Source organism: Bacteroidota bacterium, from assembly GCA_005882315.1.
Taxonomy (GTDB): Bacteria; Bacteroidota; Bacteroidia; order Chitinophagales; family Chitinophagaceae; genus VBAR01.
In genome coordinates this window covers 2,096,257-2,119,331 of the sequence record VBAR01000001.1, presented here as the reverse complement: position 1 = coordinate 2,119,331, position 23,075 = coordinate 2,096,257, and the positions used below count along the sequence as shown (strand labels likewise).

At 39.1% G+C, this 23,075-nt stretch carries 13 protein-coding genes; 7 read left to right on the top strand and 6 right to left on the bottom strand.

Features of this window, described 5'->3' with window-relative positions:
- Positions 1 to 132: 132 nt before the first annotated feature.
- From E6H07_08715 to E6H07_08695, 5 genes are all read left to right on the top strand, one after another.
- Entirely contained in the window at positions 133 to 642 is a 510-nt protein-coding gene (locus E6H07_08715; protein TMI66506.1) for a low molecular weight phosphotyrosine protein phosphatase, read from the top strand.
- On the top strand, positions 639 to 2,213 hold the full coding sequence (gene hisS, locus E6H07_08710) for a histidine--tRNA ligase (protein ID TMI65970.1): 1,575 nt from the start codon (positions 639 to 641) through the stop codon (positions 2,211 to 2,213). The genes E6H07_08715 and hisS overlap by 4 nt, the downstream gene beginning before the upstream one ends.
- A gap of 10 nt (positions 2,214 to 2,223) precedes the next feature.
- A complete protein-coding gene (locus E6H07_08705) occupies positions 2,224 to 3,909 on the top strand; it encodes a DUF4836 family protein (protein ID TMI65969.1) in 1,686 nt (561 codons plus the stop codon).
- 67 nt (positions 3,910 to 3,976) lie between these two features.
- Complete coding sequence (locus tag E6H07_08700; GenBank protein ID TMI65968.1) at positions 3,977 to 4,618, top strand: ATP-binding cassette domain-containing protein; 642 nt, start codon at positions 3,977 to 3,979, stop codon at positions 4,616 to 4,618.
- On the top strand, positions 4,619 to 5,827 hold the full coding sequence (locus E6H07_08695; GenBank protein ID TMI65967.1) for an FtsX-like permease family protein: 1,209 nt from the start codon (positions 4,619 to 4,621) through the stop codon (positions 5,825 to 5,827).
- Between the two features lie 56 nt (positions 5,828 to 5,883).
- On the opposite strand, the gene E6H07_08690 is transcribed toward E6H07_08695, so the two are convergent.
- From E6H07_08690 to E6H07_08670, 5 genes are all read right to left on the bottom strand, one after another.
- Positions 5,884 to 6,258, bottom strand: coding sequence for a DUF3471 domain-containing protein (locus E6H07_08690; GenBank protein TMI65966.1), 375 nt, complete (start codon positions 6,256 to 6,258; stop codon positions 5,884 to 5,886).
- A gap of 119 nt (positions 6,259 to 6,377) precedes the next feature.
- Positions 6,378 to 6,968, bottom strand: a complete 591-nt coding sequence (locus E6H07_08685) for a hypothetical protein (protein ID TMI65965.1) — start codon at positions 6,966 to 6,968, stop codon at positions 6,378 to 6,380.
- 25 nt (positions 6,969 to 6,993) lie between these two features.
- Complete coding sequence (locus tag E6H07_08680) at positions 6,994 to 8,604, bottom strand: RagB/SusD family nutrient uptake outer membrane protein (protein ID TMI65964.1); 1,611 nt, start codon at positions 8,602 to 8,604, stop codon at positions 6,994 to 6,996.
- Positions 8,605 to 8,628: 24 nt separating this feature from the next.
- Positions 8,629 to 11,640: a TonB-dependent receptor gene (locus E6H07_08675; protein ID TMI65963.1), complete on the bottom strand. Its 3,012-nt coding sequence runs from the start codon at positions 11,638 to 11,640 to the stop codon at positions 8,629 to 8,631.
- Between the two features lie 222 nt (positions 11,641 to 11,862).
- Positions 11,863 to 13,056, bottom strand: a complete 1,194-nt coding sequence (locus tag E6H07_08670; GenBank protein TMI65962.1) for an acetyl-CoA C-acyltransferase — start codon at positions 13,054 to 13,056, stop codon at positions 11,863 to 11,865.
- 153 nt (positions 13,057 to 13,209) lie between these two features.
- On the opposite strand from E6H07_08670, the gene rlmN reads away from it, so the two are divergent.
- A complete protein-coding gene (gene rlmN / locus E6H07_08665) occupies positions 13,210 to 14,256 on the top strand; it encodes a 23S rRNA (adenine(2503)-C(2))-methyltransferase RlmN (protein TMI65961.1) in 1,047 nt (348 codons plus the stop codon).
- 114 nt (positions 14,257 to 14,370) lie between these two features.
- A complete protein-coding gene (locus E6H07_08660; GenBank protein ID TMI65960.1) occupies positions 14,371 to 15,009 on the top strand; it encodes a hypothetical protein in 639 nt (212 codons plus the stop codon).
- Positions 15,010 to 15,082: 73 nt separating this feature from the next.
- Here the strand turns inward: E6H07_08660 and E6H07_08655 are convergent, their stop codons facing one another.
- The gene (locus tag E6H07_08655) at positions 15,083 to 22,972 is read right to left on the bottom strand and encodes a DUF1565 domain-containing protein (protein ID TMI65959.1); all 7,890 of its coding nucleotides are present in this window, start codon (positions 22,970 to 22,972) and stop codon (positions 15,083 to 15,085) included.
- Positions 22,973 to 23,075 lie beyond the last annotated feature (103 nt).

Below are 23,075 nucleotides of genomic sequence, written 5' to 3'. Positions count from 1 at the left end.
TCAAATTCCACAATCAAGTCGACAGTCAGCAATACACAGTCAACAGAGTGTTTTCGATTTGAAAGATACTGACTGCCGACTGCAGGCTGCCGACTGCAAACTGCGTACTATATTTGCGCCATGAAAATTCTAATGGTGTGTTTGGGGAATATTTGCCGTAGCCCGTTGGCCGAAGGCATATTGCAGGAAAAGGCTTTTAAAGCAGGTTTGCATTGGAGTGTGGAAAGTGCCGGCACTAATGGCTATCACAATGGTGAAGCACCACATCACCTGTCGCAGAAAGTAGCGTTAAAAAACGGAATTGATATCAGTCGCCAGCGATCAAGAGCTTTCAGTATAAAAGATTTTGAAGTGTATGATAAGATCTATGCAATGGCCGGTGATGTAGTAGAAGAAATGAAACGGATCGCAGGGAGAAAATTCATCGCTTCAAAAGTAGAACTGTTGATGAATGAACTGCATCCCGGAAATGACATGGATGTTCCTGATCCCTGGTATGGACCAGAACCAGGATACCATGAAGTATATAAAATGATCGATGAAGCATGTAGTCGCATTGTAGAAAAATACCTGCTTGCCGGTCAGGCAGGTTCTAAAAGCAATGTTCACTATTCAATGACTAACAGTAACCAGCAACGATGAGTAAACCATCATTACCACAAGGCACAAGAGATTTCGGACCGGATGTTGTTCGTAAGCGGAATTTTATTTTCTCTACTATAAAAAATGTTTTTGAACTCTACGGGTTTCAACCATTAGAAACACCAGCGATGGAAAATATTGAAACATTGATGGGAAAGTATGGTGAAGAAGGTGATAAACTAATTTTTAGAGTCTTGGAATCTGGAAACCCTTTTTCAAAAGATTTTATAGAAGAATATACCGAAGCTTTTAAAAATTTAGCTGACTATTTTAAAAGTAATTCTGAATTTATAATCCATGTAAAAAAGAGCTATCCTGAGTTTGAGAACATAGAGAATCCATTTGAAAATAATCTATGGGATCTAAATCCTAGTTTATTAGCTGATATTTTTAATGCTGCCCTAAAGGATAAAAAAATTGGCAATCAATATTTATCTAAACTAAAAAATGAAATTTCCTTTAAGGCCTTAAAATATGATCTCACTATTCCATTTGCCCGTTATGTCGCCATGAATCACACTAAATTGACTTTTCCTTTCAAACGCTACCAGGTACAACCCGTATGGCGGGCTGATCGACCACAGAAAGGAAGATACCGTGAATTTTACCAGTGTGATGCCGATGTCGTTGGCAGCACTTCATTGATGAATGAAGTTGAACTGGCCTGTATCTATAATGAAGTGTTTACACGATTGGGAATTAAAGGATTTGAATTAAAAATTAATCATAGAAAAATATTAACTGCATTGGCAGAAATTTGTGGTGGCGCTGATAAGATGATGGACATCACCATTGCAATTGATAAATTAGATAAAATAGGGCTTGAAAAAGTAAAAGAAGAATTACAGTCAAAAGGCTTGAACAATGACCAGGTAAGTATTGTTGAAAAATATCTTTCCATCACAGGAAGCAATGAAGATATTATTTCAGGTCTGCAAACATTGATTGGCAATTCAGATCCAGGTAAAAAAGGAATTGATGATATATCTTCTGTTCTTGATAACACTAAAGATCTTGTATCAAACCTGCCTGACCGGCAGGCAGGTATCAAACTTGACCCAACACTTGCAAGAGGCCTTAACTATTACACAGGTATTATCTTCGAAGCAAAGGCTCCGGCAGAAGTAAAGATCGGCAGCATCGGTGGTGGTGGCCGCTATGATGATCTGACCGGTTTGTTCGGGGTTCCCAATATTCCTGGCGTTGGTATTTCATTTGGCGTGGACAGGATCTATGATGTAATGGAAGAACTCGATCTTTTCCCGGCTACTATTTATATAGGAACACAGGTTTTATTTTTCAACCTTGGAAATGAAGAAAGTAAAGCAGCTTTTGCACTCATGCAACAGCTACGCAGCAAAGGTGTGAGTTGCGAGCTTTTTCATGAACAAGTAAAATTTGACAAACAATTTAAATACGCTGAAAAAAAGAATATACCTTTTGTTGTGATACTCGGCAGTAAAGAGCTGGAGGCAAAAAGCTGCTCAGTGAAAAATTTAAGTACCGGTGAGCAATTAAACATTAGCTGGGAAGAATTAACTTCGGATTTCTCTTTTAATAATCATTTATAATAAAACAGTCATGAAACCAACAATTAAAAATCTTTTGATCATCAGCCTAGTTTCTTTTTTTATTGCCAGTTGCGGCAGTAAAAGTGCAGACATTCTGGTACCAGAAGATGCCGCAATGGTATTGCATGTCAATGCAGCATCTCTCAGCTCTAAAATAAGCTGGAATGACATTAAATCATCCGACTGGTTCAAGATGATGAATTCCGGCGAAGCTTCAAGCGATATTCATAGAAAACTGCTGGAAGATCCGGCAGCATCCGGCATTGACCTGAACAGTGATTTTTACATGTTCATAAAACCCTCCGGCAATCATATGTACGTCTGTTTCCAGGGTAAACTGAAAGATGCCAAAGCATTTGAAGAAATGTTGAAGAAATTGGACAAGAATGTAGAAATAAAAAAAGACGGCGACATGAATTATGCTGGTGAGGATGATGATTCGTATATGACATGGAAGTCTGACCGTTTTATTATAGTAGGAAATGCTTCAGGTATGAACCCGGGCATGAACCGGCATTCAGATGAATCAAAAGTTACTCCGGACAGCATATTGAAATATGCGAAAGAAACATATAACCTGAAAAGCAGTAATAGTATTTCTGGTAACTCAAAATTCAAATCGATGATGGCTGAGACCGGGGATATGCATATGTATGTTACAAGTAACTTGACTGGCGGCTCAATGGCAAAGCAACTCAGCATATTCAAAGCCGGAGCGATAATGGAAGGAAATATTTCTACAGTAACCATCAATTTTGATAATGGAAAAATTACTGGCACCTCAAAATCATATTTCAATAAAGAACTACAAGATTTTTACACTAAATACAAAGCCGGTAACCTGAATACGGAAATGCTGAAAAAAATTCCGGGTGATAATGTAACGGCTGCATTGGCGCTGAATTATCCGCCTGAAGGAATAAAAGGATTTCTCAAGTTATTAGGTTTAGATGGAATGGTAGACGGATATCTTAATGATCTCGGTTTTACTATTGACGATTTTGTAGCCGCGAATAAAGGTGATCTGTTGCTCGCTGTTACTGACTTTGGTATGGTAGAAAAAGAAAAGTCAGTTGATTTGGGAGGTGGACAGGTTTACAAACAGAAGTCAAATACACCGGATGCAAAAATTTTATTCGCCACTTCTATTGGCAATAAAGGTTCGTTTGACAAACTGATCGCAGCTGGCACTAAAGCTATGGGTGAACTGGGTAAAATGGGTAACGGTTCCGATGCGCTGAATACCGTTAAATACGAAATCAAAGACAACTGGTTTGTTGCAGGCAATTCACAGGAACAGATCTCAGCATTTGGCACCGGAGCTGGTTCAGATAAAGAATTTATTAATAAAATAAGCGGCCATCCTTTTGGATTTTATATTGATCTGAAAAAAATTATCGGTGGAATGCAAACCTCAAATGATAGAGGAATGATGAATATGTTTGGCGGCGATGGAAAAATATGGGATAATATTATTGCTTACGGTGGTGAAATGAAAGATGGTGTAGGAGAAAGTCATGTTGAAATAAATATGGTTGACAAAAATACCAATAGCCTGAAGCAGCTGAGTAATTTTGCAAGTGGTATTGCAAAACAATTTTCAGGAGCAATGCATATGAGTGAGGACGATTACCCGAAAATGGATTCAGCTGGAGTTGCACCCCCGCCCCCTGTTGAATTGAAACCGAAAAAATAATTTCATATTTAATCAGCAAAGCCACAAGTAATATATAAATACTTGTGGCTTTCTTTATATTTGATACATGCAGTTGCAGATAAATAATTTACTCCCCACTTATTTTGATGAATCGCGGAAGGCAAGCTCCGAAGTTTGGGGAAAAAATTTATCTTTTACAAAAGACGATCTCGTAAAGATCGTTGCACCATCTGGCAGCGGTAAAACATCACTGATCCATTTTTTATACGGGCTTCGTCATGAATACAATGGCAACATCAGCTATGATTCAAATGATCTGAAGAAATTTTCCATAGAAGAAATGGCCCGTTTTAGAAAAGATCATCTCAGCATTGTGTTCCAGGACCTTCGCTTGTTTCCAAAACAAACTGTTTTGGAAAACCTGGAAATAAAAAGACAACTGAACCCTTATCACAAATCCGAAAAAATAAAAGAGATGGCAGAACGGCTGGGTATTGCTGATAAACTGCAATCACCGGGCGGCCAATGCAGCTATGGTGAACAGCAACGTATTGCTATTATCCGTGCATTACTACAGCCATTTGATTTTTTATTGCTGGATGAACCATTTAGTCACCTGGACAATGCCAATTCAGAAAAAGCCATGCAACTGATACTGGAAGAAACAAAGCAACGAAATGCATGTATACTATTTGCAGATCTTGAACGAATCGAGTTTTTCCCTTATACAAAATTGCTGCATCTGTAAATGACACCTTCTTTTAAACATATAAAACCTCTCTTCCTCACCGGAACAAATACAACCAGCCGCTGGTTTTCCTATTTTGGTTTAGGCATTGGTGTATTATTACTGCTTTGTTCTATCCAGATGTATATAAACCTGCAGCAACTACTAAAACAAACCTCTGCAAGAAAAAGCGGTTATGATTTTATCTCTATCCGCAAAGCTGTGAGCAATGAAACGATGGGTAAACCGGAAATGAATATGTTTTCCGTTGAAGAAGCAGAAGAATTAAAGAAACAAAATTTCATTGATGGAGTAGCACCGTTGATAGCAAATGATTTCCGTTTACAACTCAGCGCCGGTAAGTTGCTCAATTTTCAAACTGATTTTTTCATTGAAGCAATCGATAATGATTTTATTGATACTGTACCCGCAAGTTTTAGCTGGCAACAGGGACAGGAAACCGTACCGTTGATCGTTTCTTCTGACTTCCTTGAAATTTATAATGTATTTGCACCGGGTTATGGCTTACCACAGGTATCTGAAGCAACCGTTTCATCTATCACACTTATTATTACCTGTTATGACAGGCAGCAAAACCCTATTGAATTTTACGGGACCATTGTTGCACTGAGCGACCGTATCAATTCCATTCTTGTTCCAAAAACTTTTTTGGAATGGGGTAATACCAACTTTGCCAGCAAGCCTGTTACAAAAGCTTCACGGTTATATCTTAAAACAAAAGATGCCAATAGCCCGGAACTGCTCAATTATCTTGAACAGAAAAATTACCGCCTGAATAAAGACAAAACAAAATTCGGAAGGGTGAAACAGATATTGCAGGGAGTATTTACAGGTCTTGGTTTTTTTGGATTGATGGTAGTAGTACTTGCTTTGATGTTATTTTCATTTTACCTGCAGCTGCTTATTGCAAGAAGTAAAGACAATCTGCAATTGCTGCTAACATTAGGTTACTCACCGGGATGGGTGAGTAAAAATGTAGCCAGACAATTTATACCGGTTTATATAATTGTTGTGCTGGTTGCATTACTTATCACACAACTGCTGCAATGGGGTTTTCATCATTTTGTAATGTATGACAGGCCGGAACTTTCTTCTTTTATTCACTGGGCTTTGCCTGCCACTGCTGCTGTACTTATTCTATTATCTGTTATCACAAATTTTAGAATGGTAAAATCTATTCTGTATAAATTTTACAAACAACCGCAATAAAAAACCGCAGCAACGAAACGTCACTGCGGTCATAATTAATTTATCTATAAGAAGAATTATTTTTTATACCGCCAGAAAATATCTGACAATGATCCTTCTGCCGCCTTTTCGCCTTCCATATCCAGATCATTTACCTGTATCTGTAGCTTTGTTACTTTCTTATCATCATTTCTTTTAAATATAGCTGTGCCGCTATAAGCCACCACATCAAACACATCTCCATCACGACGCTTCAACTCTGAACTTCCTGCGGCCGATGAAGCCGTTAACACTCCATTTTCAAGGGTAATGTTTACTTCGCTAAAAGGAGATCCATCCGGAAATTTATACTTGCCAGTGTATTCTTTTAATGAATCGGCAGGTGAGGGAGTTTGTGCATTTACAAATCCAAATGCACACACTGTAACGACAAGCAGCAGAAATTTTTTCATGGTTTTAAAGTTTTTGAGATATTAAACTTATGAAACGTTTTACTAATGACAAAAGTTACTTCATAAAAAAGCAGGCTATCCAAAAAAGAATAGCCTGCTATGGGTTTTTTAGGGAAATATTATCGCTGGTCTATTACCAATCCCAGTTTATTATAATTAGGGTTAGGCTTTAAACTACCGGTTGAATCCAGTTGAATGCCTAAAAATCTTGCCTGTCCTGCAGTAGCACCTGGATCAAGTATAGCTACATCAATATAACCAAATGAACTATTTGCAGGAATAGTACATAATCCGCTAAGCGCTGTAAAGTGAGTGCCTGCAACCCCGTTTGAAACTGCTAAGGTGGCAGCGACCCTGCTTGGTGTCTGCCCTGTTGCTGTTGCCGGAAATGCTATAGTTGCAATTGGGGTAGAAAAAAGTTTATACCCGATTGTCTGATCAGCGCCTGTTTGATGACCAACTAAGTTCAAACGAATTCTTACTGTTCCGTTTAAACGGCGCAATGTTGAATCAGCTGTTGCAACCGGAATACCATGACGTGCTATTCTTGTAAGGATCGGGTAGGTCTGGCCAGTGGCAACAGAGTTGAGTGGCGTAGCATCTACTTCTACAACTGTCGCACCTTGAAATGTTTTATCGATTTGCTTTATACAGGAAGAAAACACAAGGGCTGCTATTCCTGCAAGTAAGTATATTGAATGTTTCTTCATAATTTGTTTTTTTCTACTTTAAAAATTAATAACCGAAGTTTTGTGACAGGTTTGGATTACCATCTACTTCAGTAGTTGGTATCCTTGGCAATAATTTAAAATCTGTTGCGGGCAAATTTGTAACCGGGTTTGTTTTCACAATTGCGATACCATTTCTTTTTAGATCATAGAAACGATGGCCTTCAAAAGCAAACTCAAGCATGCGTTGTTTCCAGATTTCATCCAGCAGTGCCTGGCCTGTTAATGGAACACCTGGAACAACAAAACCTGTATAACGTGCAGTGCGGATAACATTCAAATCAGCCCATGCACCTGGCTCATCATTACGGCGATATCTTGCTTCAGCACGGTTCAGGTAGAGTTCTGCCCAACGTAATACAACAGTATTATCCCAGTTAGGTCCGCCACTTTTACCTAACCATTTAGTGCATTCAATATAATGCCCGCTTGTATTCGTTCCCCATTCAAATAATCTGTTTCTAATGTCATTACTATATGTTATTACAGGCAATAGCGGTGTGCCAGGCGTACAAGTTGTATTTGCAGAGGTTGATAAACTTGAGTTGAAATTAAAAGGAGTTGGTGTGCAAGCTGGAGCTGCTGTGAGGAATGTTGCTGTAATACCTAATTGACCAATCAAAAAAGCATTCGGCACCAAGTCACCTTGTCCTTGCCTGGTAAGAAAAGCTGCACCCGGCGCAGAAAGAGTGGTATGTGTAGCAGCCAATGATGTATTAACTCCAAGGTTTTCGCCCAATGTTTCATACAATACCTGGAAAATAGCTTCCGGATGATTAGCAGCTCTCCAACCAGCAACATAATTACCTGTAGTTGTCATTGCACCTAATCCACCCGTTAAAGCAATTGCTGCAGTTGCAAAAGAATCAGCCTTTGCCCAATTACCTTCATATAACATTACTCTTGAGCCCAATGCCAATGCAGCATGTTTGCTGGCATAACTTATAGCTTTTGTACTTCCTGTACTACCTCTTCCATTATTAGCTAAAAGGCTAATAGCCTTATATAAATCAGACATTATTTGTGCATAACATTCTGCGTTAGTTGAACGTGCAGGAAAATAAGCTGCAGCATCAGCCGGACTACTAAATCCTTTGAGATTAATAACCACACCACCTTTATCCTGTGCAGGAACAGTAAAGGTTGGGATATAACTATAGTTTTTAACGAGATCAAAAAGATACAATGCTCTTAAAAATTTAAGCTCCCCTTCCCATCTTGTTAGATCGGCTGGTGTAGCTCCTTTTGCTGCTGGTGCGGCATCGAGGATAAGATTAATTTCATTGATGGCGCCATAAGAACCTGTCCATAATGCGGTAGTGATATTTGCACCGCTGGTATTACGGTTTTCATTTACCAATCTTGATGAACGGCCATTGGCGAAAGCCACATCTGCCATTGCCTCAGGAATGGAAAACAGATCGCGGCCATAATGTGATTCTCTTTTTAGAATTGAATAAACAGAATTAATTGCACCCTCGATACCATTCTTATCACCTAATGCAATGGATGCGTCAATTGAATTCCGGGAAGGTATATCTAATTGCTTTTTGCATGCAGGCATTGCTACAGCAGCAATTATTCCCAATATTAATATTCTAGCACTTATTTGTTTCATAATATTTTTTTTCTGTATTAGAGTTTATAATCTAACCTGTAATCCCACTGTTATGTTTTTTGATTGTGGGATAATACCAACATTCGCACCGGTAAACTCCGGATCATATCCAGGCCATTCGGTTTGTGTCCAAAGGTTTAAGCCCTGCACATAAAATTTTACACCATCCAGCTTAAATCTTTTTAATAAATTAGGAGGCAGATCATACCCGATCGTTATTTGTTTCAAGCGTATATAGTCGGTTTTATATAAATAACGGGTACCTGTTGACCAGGCTGCAGAATTATAATCTGTCATATTATTTGCCGGACGTGGAGTTGCAACTACATCGCCGGGTTTTTGCCAGCGGGTTAGATAACCATACAATATGAAGTTACCGGTAGTACCACCGTTACGCATCATTTGCTGAAATTGCTGATCCTGTCTTATCCGTCCATATTCATATTGGAAAAATGCTTCCAACGTAAATCCTTTATAAGAAAAACTATTGTTCCATCCACCAAAATGCGATGGATAAATATCTCCGACAATTTTTCTATCTGCATCACCAGGATTATAAGTAAGGTTCCCGTTTTTATCATACCACATACCTCTACCTGTGGCAGGGTTAACCCCGGCCCATTCTGATGTAAAGAAGGAGCCAATAGGATAACCTACACGAATACTTGCATCCCCGGGCAATGCTTGTAACCCATCATATAATTCCAACAATTTATTAGACTGGAATGCGATATTAAAAGATGTGGTCCATTTAAACTTTCCATCTAAAGGAGTACCTGTCAATAAGATCTCAAGTCCTTTATTTTCTAACGAACCCAAATTTTGCTGAATGGTTGTAAAACCTGTTGTAGCATATAAAGAACGGGCCAAAAGCAGGTCTTTATTCACTTTTTTATAAGCATCAACAGTTAATGAAATACGGTTTTTGAAAAAACCCAGGTCCAATCCAATATTGTTTTCTTCTCTTGTTTCCCATGTCAGGTCAGGATTTCCAAGTTGGCTTGGGAAAAGACCAGAACCACCACCATATAAACGGGTAGCACCATATAATTGGGCATATAAAGTATTACCTATTTGATCATTACCTGCCTGGCCAAATGAGTAGCGTAATTTAAATGTTGAGAAAGCTCTGATTTTTCTAATGAAATCCTCCTGGTCAACATTCCAGGCAACCTGGGCAGATTGAAAAAGACCATACTTGTTATTTTCACCAAAACGGCTTGAACCATCTCTGCGTATGGTATAATTAAATACATACTTGTTTCTGAAAGTATAACCAGCTTTTGCAAATTGAGAAAACGTAGCACTGGCTGTCCACTGTCCGGAAACACCAACAGCCGTTGAGGCTGAACTTAAATATTCAAGCAGGTAAGTAGGAAAGCCCTGCGCATCAGCCTGGAACCATTGGTTTTGATCACGACGGTACTCAATACCAACTAAAGCATTTATATTATGATCTTCTTTGATTCTTTTAGTATAGTTAGCTGTAGTTGTAGTTATAAAATTTGAATTCCAATCAACCTGCTCAGAAAGACGGCCACCCACTGCAAAACCATCACTAACTCTTGGATCCTGGTATCTGTGATCCTGTGTAAGGCGATAGTCAATACCAATAAAAGATCTTATTGTTAAATCAGGAATAGGTTTATAGTTCACAGCAGCGCTTCCGATAAATTGGTTTGTTCTTGTAAAATATTTTACCAGGTCTGCTACTGCTACTATATTATGTGAAAGTGCTCCTGCAATTGATTGTCCGGAGCCGGGCATTCCATAATAACTTCCATCAGGGTTATAAATAGGATTTATAGTTAATATCTGGCCAGCTGAATAAGCAGGGTTTCCAAAACCGGTATTACCTACACTATAAGGAGCCATCTGTGAAAAAGTGCTTATACTTAAAGTATTTTCTATACTAACCTTATCGTTTACTTTAAAATTGAGATTTGACATAATTGCCCCACGCTCAAAATCAACAGGCTTAATGATCGCAGTTTGTCCTGAATAAGAAGCTGAAACACGATAAGTAACATTCTGACCACCTCCACTGACAGAAGCTTCAGCATTAAATATAGTTCCTTGTCCAAATGCCGCATCCTGCCATTCATAAGTTGGTAGACTATCAACTTTTCCTTGTGTTGAGCCAGCAGGCAATCCTAAAACTGCAAGTGTAGCATCTGTTGCTGCTTGTGGTGTACTACCCGAATTGATAAGTGCTTCCCGACGAATAGTATACCATTGCTGTGTATTTAAAACAGGATCAATTTTCAATGGTGAAGCCTTTCCCCAATAAGTATTCAATGTAATTTTCGGTTTCCCTGTTTTACCTCTTTTGGTTGTTACTAAAATAACACCATTAGCTGCTCTTGCACCATAAATTGATGCAGCTGCCGCATCTTTCAATATTTCTATTGATTCAATATCATCAGGGTTTAAAAAATTGAGGGGGTTGTTTTGTGTATTAATAGAACCGGCACCAGTATTTATCTGTATCCCATCCACAACATACAAAGGAGTTGTTCCCGCATTAATTGAACCCACGCCACGGATAATAACACTTATGTTACCTCCAGGTATACCCGTGGCTGCTGATACTGCAACACCTGCTGCTCTTCCCTGCATCGCTTGAGCAAGGTTAGGTATTGGCAGGTTATCTATCTCTGCTGCGCTAATTTTTGAAATAGCAGAAGCAACGTCTTTTTTTCTTACAGTTTGGTAACCAGTTACCACTACTTCCTGAAGTGCTTTTGTCACTGTGATCATCGAAGTGTTGATCGAGGTTTGATTACCTACCACCACTTCTACTGGCTCCATATCCACGAAAGTGAATACAAGAACTTTACCTGTAGCAGGCACAAGCAATGAATAGGTACCATCCGGTTTCGAAGTTGTACCAGTGTTGGTTCCTTTTACTTGAATGGAAACATTGGCGAGCGGATCGCCTTTTTCGTCTGTTACTTTTCCCGTAACAGTCTTTTGAGCAAATAGTGGCTGGGAAAATAGCACTATGCCCACAAGGAGAAGATAAATTTTTCTCATGCAGCTTGGTTTAGTTATTAATAAAAAAAGTAATAAGCCTTGTTCAACCTAATTCGTCCAATAGATAAAGAGGGTTAATCAAAAAGAAGACAAATTTAAATGCTGTTTTGATGCACTAACTTATTTTTAAGAAGAATTTTTCATAGAAAATTTCTGAATTCCTGATAAACAGCAATAAAAAATGATTTTTGTTTTAAAGATGGGGACAAGAAAAGAAAAAAATTAAACAGATTCATACACAACAGCAGCACCTTGTCCAACACCAACACACATAGTGGCGAGGCCATATTTTACATTTTGCTTTTTCATTTCATATAATAATGTAGTTGAAATTCTTACGCCGCTGCAACCTAATGGATGCCCGAGTGCAATGGCTCCGCCATTTACATTCACTTTTTTTTCATCTAAACCCAGTTCTTTAATACAGGCAATGCTTTGCGAAGCAAATGCTTCGTTAAGTTCGATCAATCCAATGTCATGGACTTGTAAACCAGCACGATGCAAAGCCTTTTGTGTTGCTGGCACAGGACCTATACCCATGATAGCAGGCTCCACTCCCGCTGCAGCCATTGATACTATTCTAGCCATCGGCGTCAAGGAATATTTTTTTACAGCATCCTCACTGGCAAGCAACAAAGCTGCCGAACCATCATTGATGCCTGACGAATTACCCGCTGTAACGGTGCCGTCTTTAATAAATGCAGGTTTCAATTTTGCTAATTTTTCCAAAGATGTTTTTCTCGGATGTTCATCAACAGTTACCCAGCTTATCAGATCTTTATTATTTATTTCAACCGCCGCCAGTTCTGCATCAAACTTGTTTGCTTCCTTAGCTGCAAAATATTTTTCCTGTGAGTTAAATGCAAATGCATCCTGCTCTTCTCTTGATATCTCCCATTGTGCTGCCACATTCTCCGCAGTTTCACCCATTGTATATGGATAATACATAGAAGCAAGCCTGTCATTTATAAAACGCCAGCCCATTGTTGTATCAAAAACTTCTGCTTTACGGCTCCAGGCTTCATTTGTTTTCTGCATTACGAACGGTGCCCTTGTCATACTTTCCACACCACCGGCAATATAGATTTCACCATCTCCGCACATAATTGCTCTTGATGCATCCATTATACTTTGCAAACCGGATGCACATAAACGGTTTACCGTAACTCCTGCAACAGAAACTGGCAAGCCTGCAAGCAATGCAGCCATTCTCGCTACATTACGATTGTCTTCACCGCTTTGATTAGCTGCACCTGCAATCACTTCTTCTATTTCATTTATATCTATCGAATTGTTTCTTTCAATCAATACACGAATTACCAATGCCAGCAGATCATCCGGTCTTATGGCCGATAATACGCCTCCATATTTACCTATTGGCGTTCGTGCTGCGTCTATTATAAAAACATTTTTCATTTTGTACTTAGCTTTTGTCCCGATAACTATCGGGATATTATTCAGGTGAGATGAAGTTATTCAGCTTTAATATGTGCAAATAACGGATTTTTCGCTTCTTTATCAGCTAATTTGCTAACCGGCTAATCAGCCTCTCGGCCGTATCTTTGCGCCATGCAAAAAACGAGCATAAAAAATATCAGGCACCTGAGTTTACAAGAAGTGGAGGAGTATTTTGAATCAATTGGTGAAAAAAAATTCAGGGTGAAGCAGGTTTGGGAATGGCTCTGGCAAAAACATGCCCTCAGTTTTGCAGATATGAGCAACCTGAGCAAAGAACTTCGCCAGAAGTTGGCTGAAGAATTTACACTCCCTGCACTAACTATTAAAACAACCCAGGTTTCAGAAGATGGAACTGTAAAGTCAAGTTTTAGAACACATGAAGGTCATTTAATAGAAGGTGTATTAATTCCGACGGAAAAAAGGGCTACTGCCTGTTTGTCATCACAAATCGGATGCTCATTGAGTTGCAAGTTTTGCGCAACCGGGTTTATCGATAAAAAACGCAATCTCACTTTCGATGAAATTTATGACCAGGTGGCAATGATAAATCAGCAAAGTGAAAAAATAATCGGGCACAAACTCACGAATATCGTTTTTATGGGAATGGGTGAGCCGTTGCTGAATTATAGAAATGTGTTGAAGTCAATTGAACGCATTACTGCACCCGACGGGCTGGCTATGAGTCCAAAAAGAATTACGGTATCTACGGCAGGAGTAGCTAAACAAATACGGCAACTGGGAGATGATAATGTAAAATTTAAACTAGCACTGTCGTTGCATGCACCGAATGATAAGAAGCGACATGAGATAATGCCGATCAACGACACCAATAATATCAAATCCCTCATTGATGCATTGAATTATTTTTACAAGAAAACGGAGAACGAAATAACTTTTGAATATATCCTTTTCAAAAATTTCAATGACTCGCTGAAAGATGCAGAAGAGTTGATGAAAATTTACAGGCAGGTACCCGCTGACTTAATTAATATTATTGAATACAACCCGATCGATTTTGCTCGTTACACAAAACCGGATGAAGCAACAACCGAAGCATTTATGAATTTCCTCGAAAAGAACAGGGTGAATGTAAGGTTAAGAAAGAGCCGCGGAAAAGATATCGATGCAGCATGCGGACAGCTTGCCAATAAGAATTAAAATAAGCCTCCAGGTGGGACTTCAGTGTAATTCCCTACTCCTGTTTAATATTATTTAACAACTTCTGCCAGAGGGTTTTCATTCGGGCGGCATCTAATAAAGAAATATTTAGCTATGAAAAAAATAATTGTATCCGTATTTGCTATTGCTTTTGGCGTTGCCGCTGTCCAGGCACAGGAAATCCCTGAACGCAAACACGATGACATGCATCATCACAGTGACTATAAAAAGCATGATGGCAAAGAAATGGCTGATTTGAACCTGACTGAAGATCAAAAAGCAAAGTTCAAAACTCTTAATGAAGAACAGCATAAAAAAATGGCTGATCTCAAAAAACAAGATAACATCACTGTAAAAGAATCAAGAGAAAAGATGGAGACGCTTCGCAAAGATCATCATACAAAAATGCAAGCTATTCTCACTCCTGACCAAAGGAACCTGATTGAAAAGAAAAAAGAAGAACGGAAAGTCAAAATGGCTGAAATGAATAAAGCACGGGGTGAGAGAATGAAAAAAGAATTGAACCTGACAGATGCACAATCAGCGAAGCTTGATGCAAGCAGGAAAAAAATGGGAGAGAAAATGAAGTCTATCCGGGATGACAAATCCTTGACAGAAGAACAAAAGAAAGAAAAGAATAAGGAATTGAAAATGCAGCAAAAAGAAAGTCTGAAATCAATCCTTACTGAAGAACAGTTGAAGAAATTGGAAGAGAACAAGAAACATCGGGGTGGGAAAAAGACAAGTGTTTAATTAAAATATATTTTTAATAAAGTAATGCCCCGGACTTTCCGGGGCATTTTCAGTCTACCTTTTATGCATCAGGTTAATGGGGCCCTATTATTTTTCCTGTACTTATTTCATCACCTATCCTTACACGATAGAAAAGAATATTGTGGTTCATATTGGTGAAGTTTACAATACTTACTCCTCCTTTATTTACCGTCGTTCTTTTTTCTGCCACTAATTGACCAGCTGCATTTAATATCTCAAGTACCGCTGCACCATCTTGTGCCGATTCTATTCTTATTCCGAATGCACCATGATGTGGATTGGGAAATACGGATGTGCTGAGTTTATCGACAAAGGTTTTGTTTTCCTTTACTATTAATTCTGAACTCATTCTTGTCAGCAATGTGTTGTTGATAGAAAGCTGGTAACAAGTCGGAGATGGTCCACCTGTAACCTGGATGTAGTATGTCTTATTAGCAAGGAGATAATATAATTTATTCAATGCTATAGACCCTGATTGTGTATTTATCGAGTTTGTACTATCCAGTGTATATAGATTAATTGTGAAACTGGCAGAAGGATGTGACAAACTCAAAGTGTAGCTGCCAGCAATATTAGCAGTAAACTTATACCAATCAGCAGGGTCAGCAGTTGTCGGAATTCTTGCTGATATAGAACCAAGCGGAATCGCAAAAGCTTTGGTTTTTGAATTGTTCTTATTACCGCCTGTTCCTTCATAAGCATCACTTCCGTTATCACCCACGATAGCAATTGTAGATTTCTCACAACCGAGATTGTCTTTTACCCAAACTGTATAACTACCTGCATTTAATGCATTAAATGTTCCTGATGGCTGATAACTGCCATTATTCAACTTAAATTGGTAACTACTTCCACCTCCAGTTGCAGAAGCAGATATAGATCCAAGATTGGCAATGTCACAACCGCTTACATCAGTAATTGTTGGATTGTTCAGTTTAAGTAAGGAGGACGGTTGAGTAATTGTATAAGTTTTAATAATAATACAACCGCTACCTGAATTTGTAATTGTATCCCTATATGTGCCTGCAGGAAGATTAAATATACCTGCAGTTGTGGCACCCGTGCTCCATTTATGATTTAAGCTTCCATCTCCTCCTGATGCACTAATCACAATTGATCCACTTGCATCGCTTTTGCAAGCAACATTTGTAACAACTGCTGATACAATAACCTCATTATAAGAAGGCACTATAGCCTGCAGAACTTTTGGACAACCTTTGCTATCAGTTACTGTAAGCGTATACTGACCAGATGCAAGATTACTGATATTAAGCTGGGTCGATGTATAACCACCCGGGCCGTTCCACAAGTAACTATAAGATGGCGAGCCGCCGGATACTGATACATTCACTGAACCAGTGTTTGTACCGAAGCAGGTGCTTTGAACATTATTCAATGTAATGTTTAACTGAGTTGGCTGTGTAATTGTTTTTTCAACAAACCCTGTACAGCCATTTGCATCTCTTACAGTAATTGTATAGGCACCTACAGCCAGATTATTGAAAGTATATGGCAAAGCCTGTGGTGCTGAGAAGTTTACGCCATCGATACTGAAGCGGAATGGTGCTGTTGCATTTACATTCGTTACGGTAATGGAACCTGTTGCTGTATTATAGCAAGATGCATTTACAACCGAAGCTGATGGATTAAATGCTTCAGTTGCTGTAACGGTACAACTTGCTGTGACAATACATCCTTTATTATCCGTTACAGTTACTGTATATGTACCGGCAGGCAAGCTGCTGATAGCTTGTGTAGTTGCACCATTACTCCACAAATAAGTATATGGAGCAGTACCGCCATTTGGAACCACAGTTGCAGAGTTTGCACAGGTAGTTGATGTACCTGTAGCAACTGCTGTCAGCAATGTTGGTTGTGTTACTTGATATGATGACTGTGCTGTACATCCTTTCGCATCAGTTACAATAATATTATAAGTTCCTATTCCCAGGCCAGGGATTGATTGCGTAGTACCTCCATTACTCCATGCATAAGTAAATGGTGATGTACCACCGCCTACGGTAACAGTTGCAGTACCATTAGAACCTCCAAAGCAACTTACATTGGTTCCGCTTCCTGTTGCTGTTAATAACGCAGGTTGTGTTACTTGATATGATGACTGTGCAGTACATCCTTTCGCATCTGTCACAATAACACTATAAGTTCCTATTGGCAGCCCAGAGATTGATTGCGTAATACCTCCATTACTCCACGCATAAGCAAATGGTGATGTACCACCGCCTACTGTAACAGTTGCAGTACCATTAGAACCTCCAAAGCAACTTACATTGGTTCCGCTTCCTGTTGCTGTTAATAATGCAGGCTGTGTTACTTCATAGCTTGCTAGTTTGGTGCAACCGTTGCCATCAGTCACTGTAACATTATAAATTCCTGCAGCGAGGTTTGAAATTGAACTGGTCGTTGCCCCATTGCTCCATGAATAAGTATAACCAGGTGTACCACCTCCTGCTGTTACCGATGCTGTACCATTTGTACCATTAAAACAATTTACATTGGTACCGCTTGCTGTTGCTGTTAATACTGGTGGTTCGGTAATAGTAACATTGATAGTTGTTATATCTGTATTCGCATCTAAAATTATATTTGTACCTAATGCATCAGTGATTAATAAATGATAGGTACCCGGACCAAAATTGGCTGGGTCTTCGACATTTGAACTGAATAATGGATCGCCATCTTTTGTCCAGGCAAATACAAACGGCGCCACTCCATTAAATACTGTAACACTTGCCGTACCATTGTTTAGACCATTGCAGGTAACATTTGTAAATCCATCCAAACGTGCCTGTATTGGTTGACCATTACATGAACCTGCTACAGGCTGAAATCCTGTCGCTATATCATTATCCGTTCCATTCGTGAGGTATGGTAAGTAAACATTATCAAGCTCTGTTGAGAATTTACCAACAAGATTTTGAAGAGCTGATGAACCATACCAGTTGCATGAAGCATCTATCGGGTAACCAACTGATCCATTATTAATGCTCATTGAATCACCAGTAAAACTATTTTCATGCACATTCACCGCAATATTAGGCCCGAGATTTCCAAAACCAGTGAAAGCATCACCGGTGCCCGCAGCATTTATGGGATCAAATACTACAAAAGAATACTTAAAGCCGTCTATTTTATTATTCAAAATATTTATGACTGAACCAGTTGGTATAACTGAGCCTGATCCATTGTCTGAATAAAGGGAAATAGCCGGACAAACAGGCAATACATTAGCAGGGTTTCTTGCCTGAAGGTTAGTTCCGCTAAGTGTCAGTTCATTATTTTCTACAGTTGCATTTGTCAGCTTACCTCTTATAACAATTGGACGGATAAATTGTCCTTCCACAGTACTTAAATTACCTGAATAGGTTATTTTATTACCACGTATGATCATGGAAGGATTCAATACAGTATTTGTGAAAGTAGCATTGAAGGTTCCAAGCAAAGTTGTTGTTCCGGGAACTGCTACTGCGGTGACTATATTATTTTCTGCTTTAAATAAACTGGATGCTCCTGCGTTGCCCCCGCCACTACGGGTATAAAAAGAAAATGGCGAAACACCTGCGCTGCCATCCAGCAAATTATTGGAAAACTCAATGATTGAAGACTCAGGTATTGTATTCGAAATATTGAAACCATTAGTCGTATTATATATTTTATTTCCATTTAGCACAGCATTGCCTATCCGGCTTCCGGTAATTACATTCAATGCCCTGTCAATTGTATTTGAAGAAAATGTAATCGCATCAATCACTCCAACATTCCCCATTGCAATTGCGGTGTAGTTTCGTAAAGTTGACCCACCTACTACAAATGCGTTGTTGGTCACGGTAACATTTTTGAGTCGACTGATATTAATTGCTAAACTCTGACCGGCATCATACTTTTCAAACCGGTTATCATTAATTGTAAATCCTGAATTAACCAGTGCAGACACGGCAACTGTATTGGTTCCCTGTCCTTCAAATCTGACTGCAGGGCTTAAAGAATTCATTTTAAGACGATTTTTTGCAAGACTTATATTGCTGTAGTTGGTGCCACTACCCAAGAATACTGCTATTGCCCCTGTTCCCGGATCAAGAACCATTCCTTGTATTGAAATATCATTACTGCCAATTATCAATGTAGCATTACTTACGATTGATTCAGCATTTCTTACGGCATTCAAAACTCTTTTGTCGTTAACATCGTTAGGTGAAAGAAGATAGTTAGTCCCAAGTATTGTAACCGCTTTGCCAATTGTAAGATCAGCGGATAAAACATAAGTTCCTGCATCCATAAAAATGCTATCACCGGCGGATGCTTTTGTAAGTGCTGCAGCTATTGTAAGCAATGGGGCAGATGGGATTCCTGTGTTTGCATCATTACCTACAGCTGTTGTAAATACATCGCCTGTTTGTGATACATCGTTTACATAAAATTTATTTTGTCTTCCGTTACAAACATTTGATAAGGGCTGAAATCCTGTAGCAACACTATTATCTGTACCATTACTCAACCATGGGCTGTAAGTTGCTATACCACTTATTTTAGGAACAACTAATGCTGCATCACCTGAAACATACCAGTTACAGGTGGCAAGCACCGGCTGACCCACTGTGCCATTGTTGATGGATATAGAATCACCCGTAAAACTATTATTGTTGATGTTTACAGTAACTCCTGCAGGTATATTGCCATAGCCAATGAAAACATCATTACCTGCGCCGGGATCAAATGCTGCAAAAGAATGCTTGAATCCGTTTACTTTATTATTAAGAATATTAATAACACTGCCCGGTTGTAAAAATGCGCCTGACCCATTCTCTGTGTATAAAGTAATAGCAGGACAAACCGGTAAATTCACTGTTGGGTTTCTTGGTTGCAGGTTATTGCCGCTTAAAGAGATTTCATTTTTTTCGACCACTGCGTTTTTCAAATTGCCTCTCATCATAATAGGTCGTATAAATTGACCTTCTACAGTACTAAAGTCTCCGTTGTAGGTAATCTTATTATTACGAACGGTTAATGACTGATTTAAAACACTGTTTGCAAAAATTAAATGCATACTGCTAAGCAGGGTTGTAGTACCTGCAATGGCTGTACCCGTAATTATATTTTCTTCTGCTGTGAAAGATGATGAAGATCCTGAAGCATCGCCTGCTTGCCGGGTATATTCTATAAATGGCACAACCCCGCCACTTCCATCCAACGTATTATACCTGAATGCAACTTCAGATGATTCGGCTAATAGGTTACCTGCTGAAAACGCATTGCTGCTATTAATAATTTTATTATAATTCATATTCACAACGGCTAACCGGCTGCCAGCTCCACTTATGGCGGTTGCAGCCTGGTCAAAAGTGTTTTGACCTATATAGACATAGTTAACTACGCCATTCCCACCGATATTAAGTACCGATTGTGTACGTGGAGTTGGCCCTGTAACTACAAAAGAATTATTGGTAATATTTACACTCCCAAACCGGCTGATGTCAAGCGTTTGACCTGCTGATCCGTCTTGTTTTTCAAACCTGTTATCTGTCAGGCCAAATCCCCAGTTGACAATAGCGGAAGGTGCCATGGTAGCCGGACCCGATCCTGCAATAAATATTTGAGTAGCGTTCGAACTGATTCTAAACCGGTTTCTATAAAAGTTATGATTAGCAAAAATATCATTCATCATAGTAATGGCCTGTTTACTTGTTGAATTAAATGTCAATCCTTCAAAACGTAAATCAGAAGCCCCAAGAATCCAGTTGGTATTATCAATTATAGATTCGGAATTTCGTGTGCTGTTAAGCAGTAAAGGATCAGATGTGCTGTTCGGTGATACATGATAGTTTGTACCTATTACCGAAACAGATTTATTGATGGTAAGATCTTGTGCAGTATATGTTCCTGCATCCATATAAATGGTAGCGCCGGGTGATGCTTTTGTAAGTGCTGCACCAAACGTTGCCAGTGGTGATGTTGGTGATGTTCCTGCATTGGCATCATTACCAGTTGTAGTTGTAAATATATCGCCGGTAGTACTGTTATCATTTACATAATAAATATTAGTACTTCCGCCGCATGATTCTGTCCAATGCTGAAACCCTGTAGCAGGACTTAAATCAGTTCCATCAATATACCATGGAGAATAATTTACTCCAGCATTAATCTTAGGAACAATTGAAGAAGCATTAGCAGCACCATACCAATTACAATTGGCTGTAATACTAGCCCCACCTAACCTGTTAATTGCAGAAGACCCTGCACCTGTAAAAGCATTTTGTGTAATGCTTGCATTGAATGCATTAACCCAAATACCAGAAGTAAGGTATGAGCTGAATAAGTTATTCGTTGCAGTTATGCGACCAATAGCTCCAAAATCCAAACCAGCAAAAATCCCAACTGAGAAGCCTGCATTATATGCCGAAATTGTATTATTGGAAAGAATTGCATGTAATGCTGTGCCTTCCACATTTACTGCTATATACTCAGCCTGAATAATATTGCCTTCAATATAAAATGTTTTTGCACCGGGGTTTGTTGCAGCATCAATTCTGACAAACAATCCCTGGTTACCACTTTGCAGTTGACAATTACGTAGACTGCCACTGCTCTGTATGATGATAGGTGTTACACCCACATTATAATCGCCGGTTACAGATAAATCTTTGATGTTAACCTCGCCTATATTTTGTGCTGTTTGTATTACGCCAGACTCACTAAACGCACTGGGACCGGCCGGCGGAGCTACTACAACCGCAGGTTTAAGAATTGAAGTTGCATTTTGACCTGCACCGAATATTGATATTCCTTTTGTAATAGTTACCTGCTCGGTATAAGTACCTGCGTCCACATAAATAATATCATTCGCTGATGCTGTATTCACCGCATATTGTAATGTAGCAAATGGCGCTGCTGCTGTTCCTGCATTGGCATTATTACCAACTGCAGTTGTAAATATATCGCCTGCAGTACTTGCATCGTTTACATAATAGGCATTACCACAGGTGCCTGCGGGTTGAAAACCAGGATTACTGCTATTATCTGTTCCGTTGGTAAGAAAGGGCGAATAAACAACAAACCCGTTGATTTTTGATGCAACAGTTCCTGCATTTGAAGTGCCGAACCAGTTGCAAGTTGCAAGAGGTGTATTACCTCCGCTTCGGTTTATAGCAAACGTACTGGTGCCTGTAATACTATTTGATGTATAGCTGCCATTAAAACTATTTACTAGTAAGCCTTCGCCTGTATAATTATTGACGATATTATTCTGAATAGTAAGTTGTGGCAACGGTCCAAAATCAAGCCCTGCAAAAATGCCAGCATAATAACCCGTTGCCTTGCTGATAATGTTGCTGCGAATAGTAACAGTTAATCCACCACCCTGGCAGTTAATACCTATACCATCGGGCTGAATAGTATTATTTTCAATCAATGCATTTTTTACAGCAGATTCCACCCTGAAAAAAACTCCCTGTCCGCCATTGAGCAATATACAATTCTTAACACTGCCACCGCTTTGAATAATGATATTCTGAGAACCGCTGTTGCTGTTGATGGTTAAATTACTGATGTTCACATCACCGATATTCTGTGTTGTTACAAACAAACCAATCTCGGTAAAAGGACCCGGAGCAGGAACCAGTGTTGAAGCCGGCGGAGTAAAAAATGTCAGATTTTGTCCGGCACCAATAATGGTGATCCCTTTGTTAATAATTACCTGCTCAGCATAGCTGCCCGCATCTACATAAATAATATCATCTGCAGCAGCCAGGTTAACGGCATATTGCAATGATGCAAATGGTGACGCAGCGGTTCCTGCATTTGCATTATTTCCAACTGCAGTAGTGAGCACATCACCAGATGTGCTGTTGTCATTTACATAATAACTGGTTTGAGAAAATGCTGTTTTAATAATAAACAGTAAGACAAGGGTGGTGTAAATCGGTTTCATAACAAAACTTTGTTTTAAAGAATGGTGGCTTGTATCCTTTACAAATAATAAATAAGATGCAACTAATGAGCTTTGATGATGGCTTTAGACAGGTATAAGACGG

Excerpts from the sequence above, each read along its gene's own strand:
- E6H07_08705 (TMI65969.1), top strand. The coding sequence starts at position 2,224 with ATGAAACCAACAATTAAAAATCTTTTGATCATCAGCCTAGTTTCTTTT.
- E6H07_08685 (TMI65965.1), bottom strand. The coding sequence starts at position 6,968 with ATGAAGAAACATTCAATATACTTACTTGCAGGAATAGCAGCCCTTGTG.
- E6H07_08690 (TMI65966.1), bottom strand. The coding sequence starts at position 6,258 with ATGAAAAAATTTCTGCTGCTTGTCGTTACAGTGTGTGCATTTGGATTT.
- E6H07_08655 (TMI65959.1), bottom strand. The coding sequence starts at position 22,972 with ATGAAACCGATTTACACCACCCTTGTCTTACTGTTTATTATTAAAACA.
- hisS (TMI65970.1), top strand. The coding sequence starts at position 639 with ATGAGTAAACCATCATTACCACAAGGCACAAGAGATTTCGGACCGGAT.
- E6H07_08695 (TMI65967.1), top strand. The coding sequence starts at position 4,619 with ATGACACCTTCTTTTAAACATATAAAACCTCTCTTCCTCACCGGAACA.
- E6H07_08675 (TMI65963.1), bottom strand. The coding sequence starts at position 11,640 with ATGAGAAAAATTTATCTTCTCCTTGTGGGCATAGTGCTATTTTCCCAG.
- E6H07_08660 (TMI65960.1), top strand. The coding sequence starts at position 14,371 with ATGAAAAAAATAATTGTATCCGTATTTGCTATTGCTTTTGGCGTTGCC.
- rlmN (TMI65961.1), top strand. The coding sequence starts at position 13,210 with ATGCAAAAAACGAGCATAAAAAATATCAGGCACCTGAGTTTACAAGAA.
- E6H07_08700 (TMI65968.1), top strand. The coding sequence starts at position 3,977 with ATGCAGTTGCAGATAAATAATTTACTCCCCACTTATTTTGATGAATCG.
- E6H07_08680 (TMI65964.1), bottom strand. The coding sequence starts at position 8,604 with ATGAAACAAATAAGTGCTAGAATATTAATATTGGGAATAATTGCTGCT.
- E6H07_08715 (TMI66506.1), top strand. The coding sequence starts at position 133 with ATGGTGTGTTTGGGGAATATTTGCCGTAGCCCGTTGGCCGAAGGCATA.
- E6H07_08670 (TMI65962.1), bottom strand. The coding sequence starts at position 13,056 with ATGAAAAATGTTTTTATAATAGACGCAGCACGAACGCCAATAGGTAAA.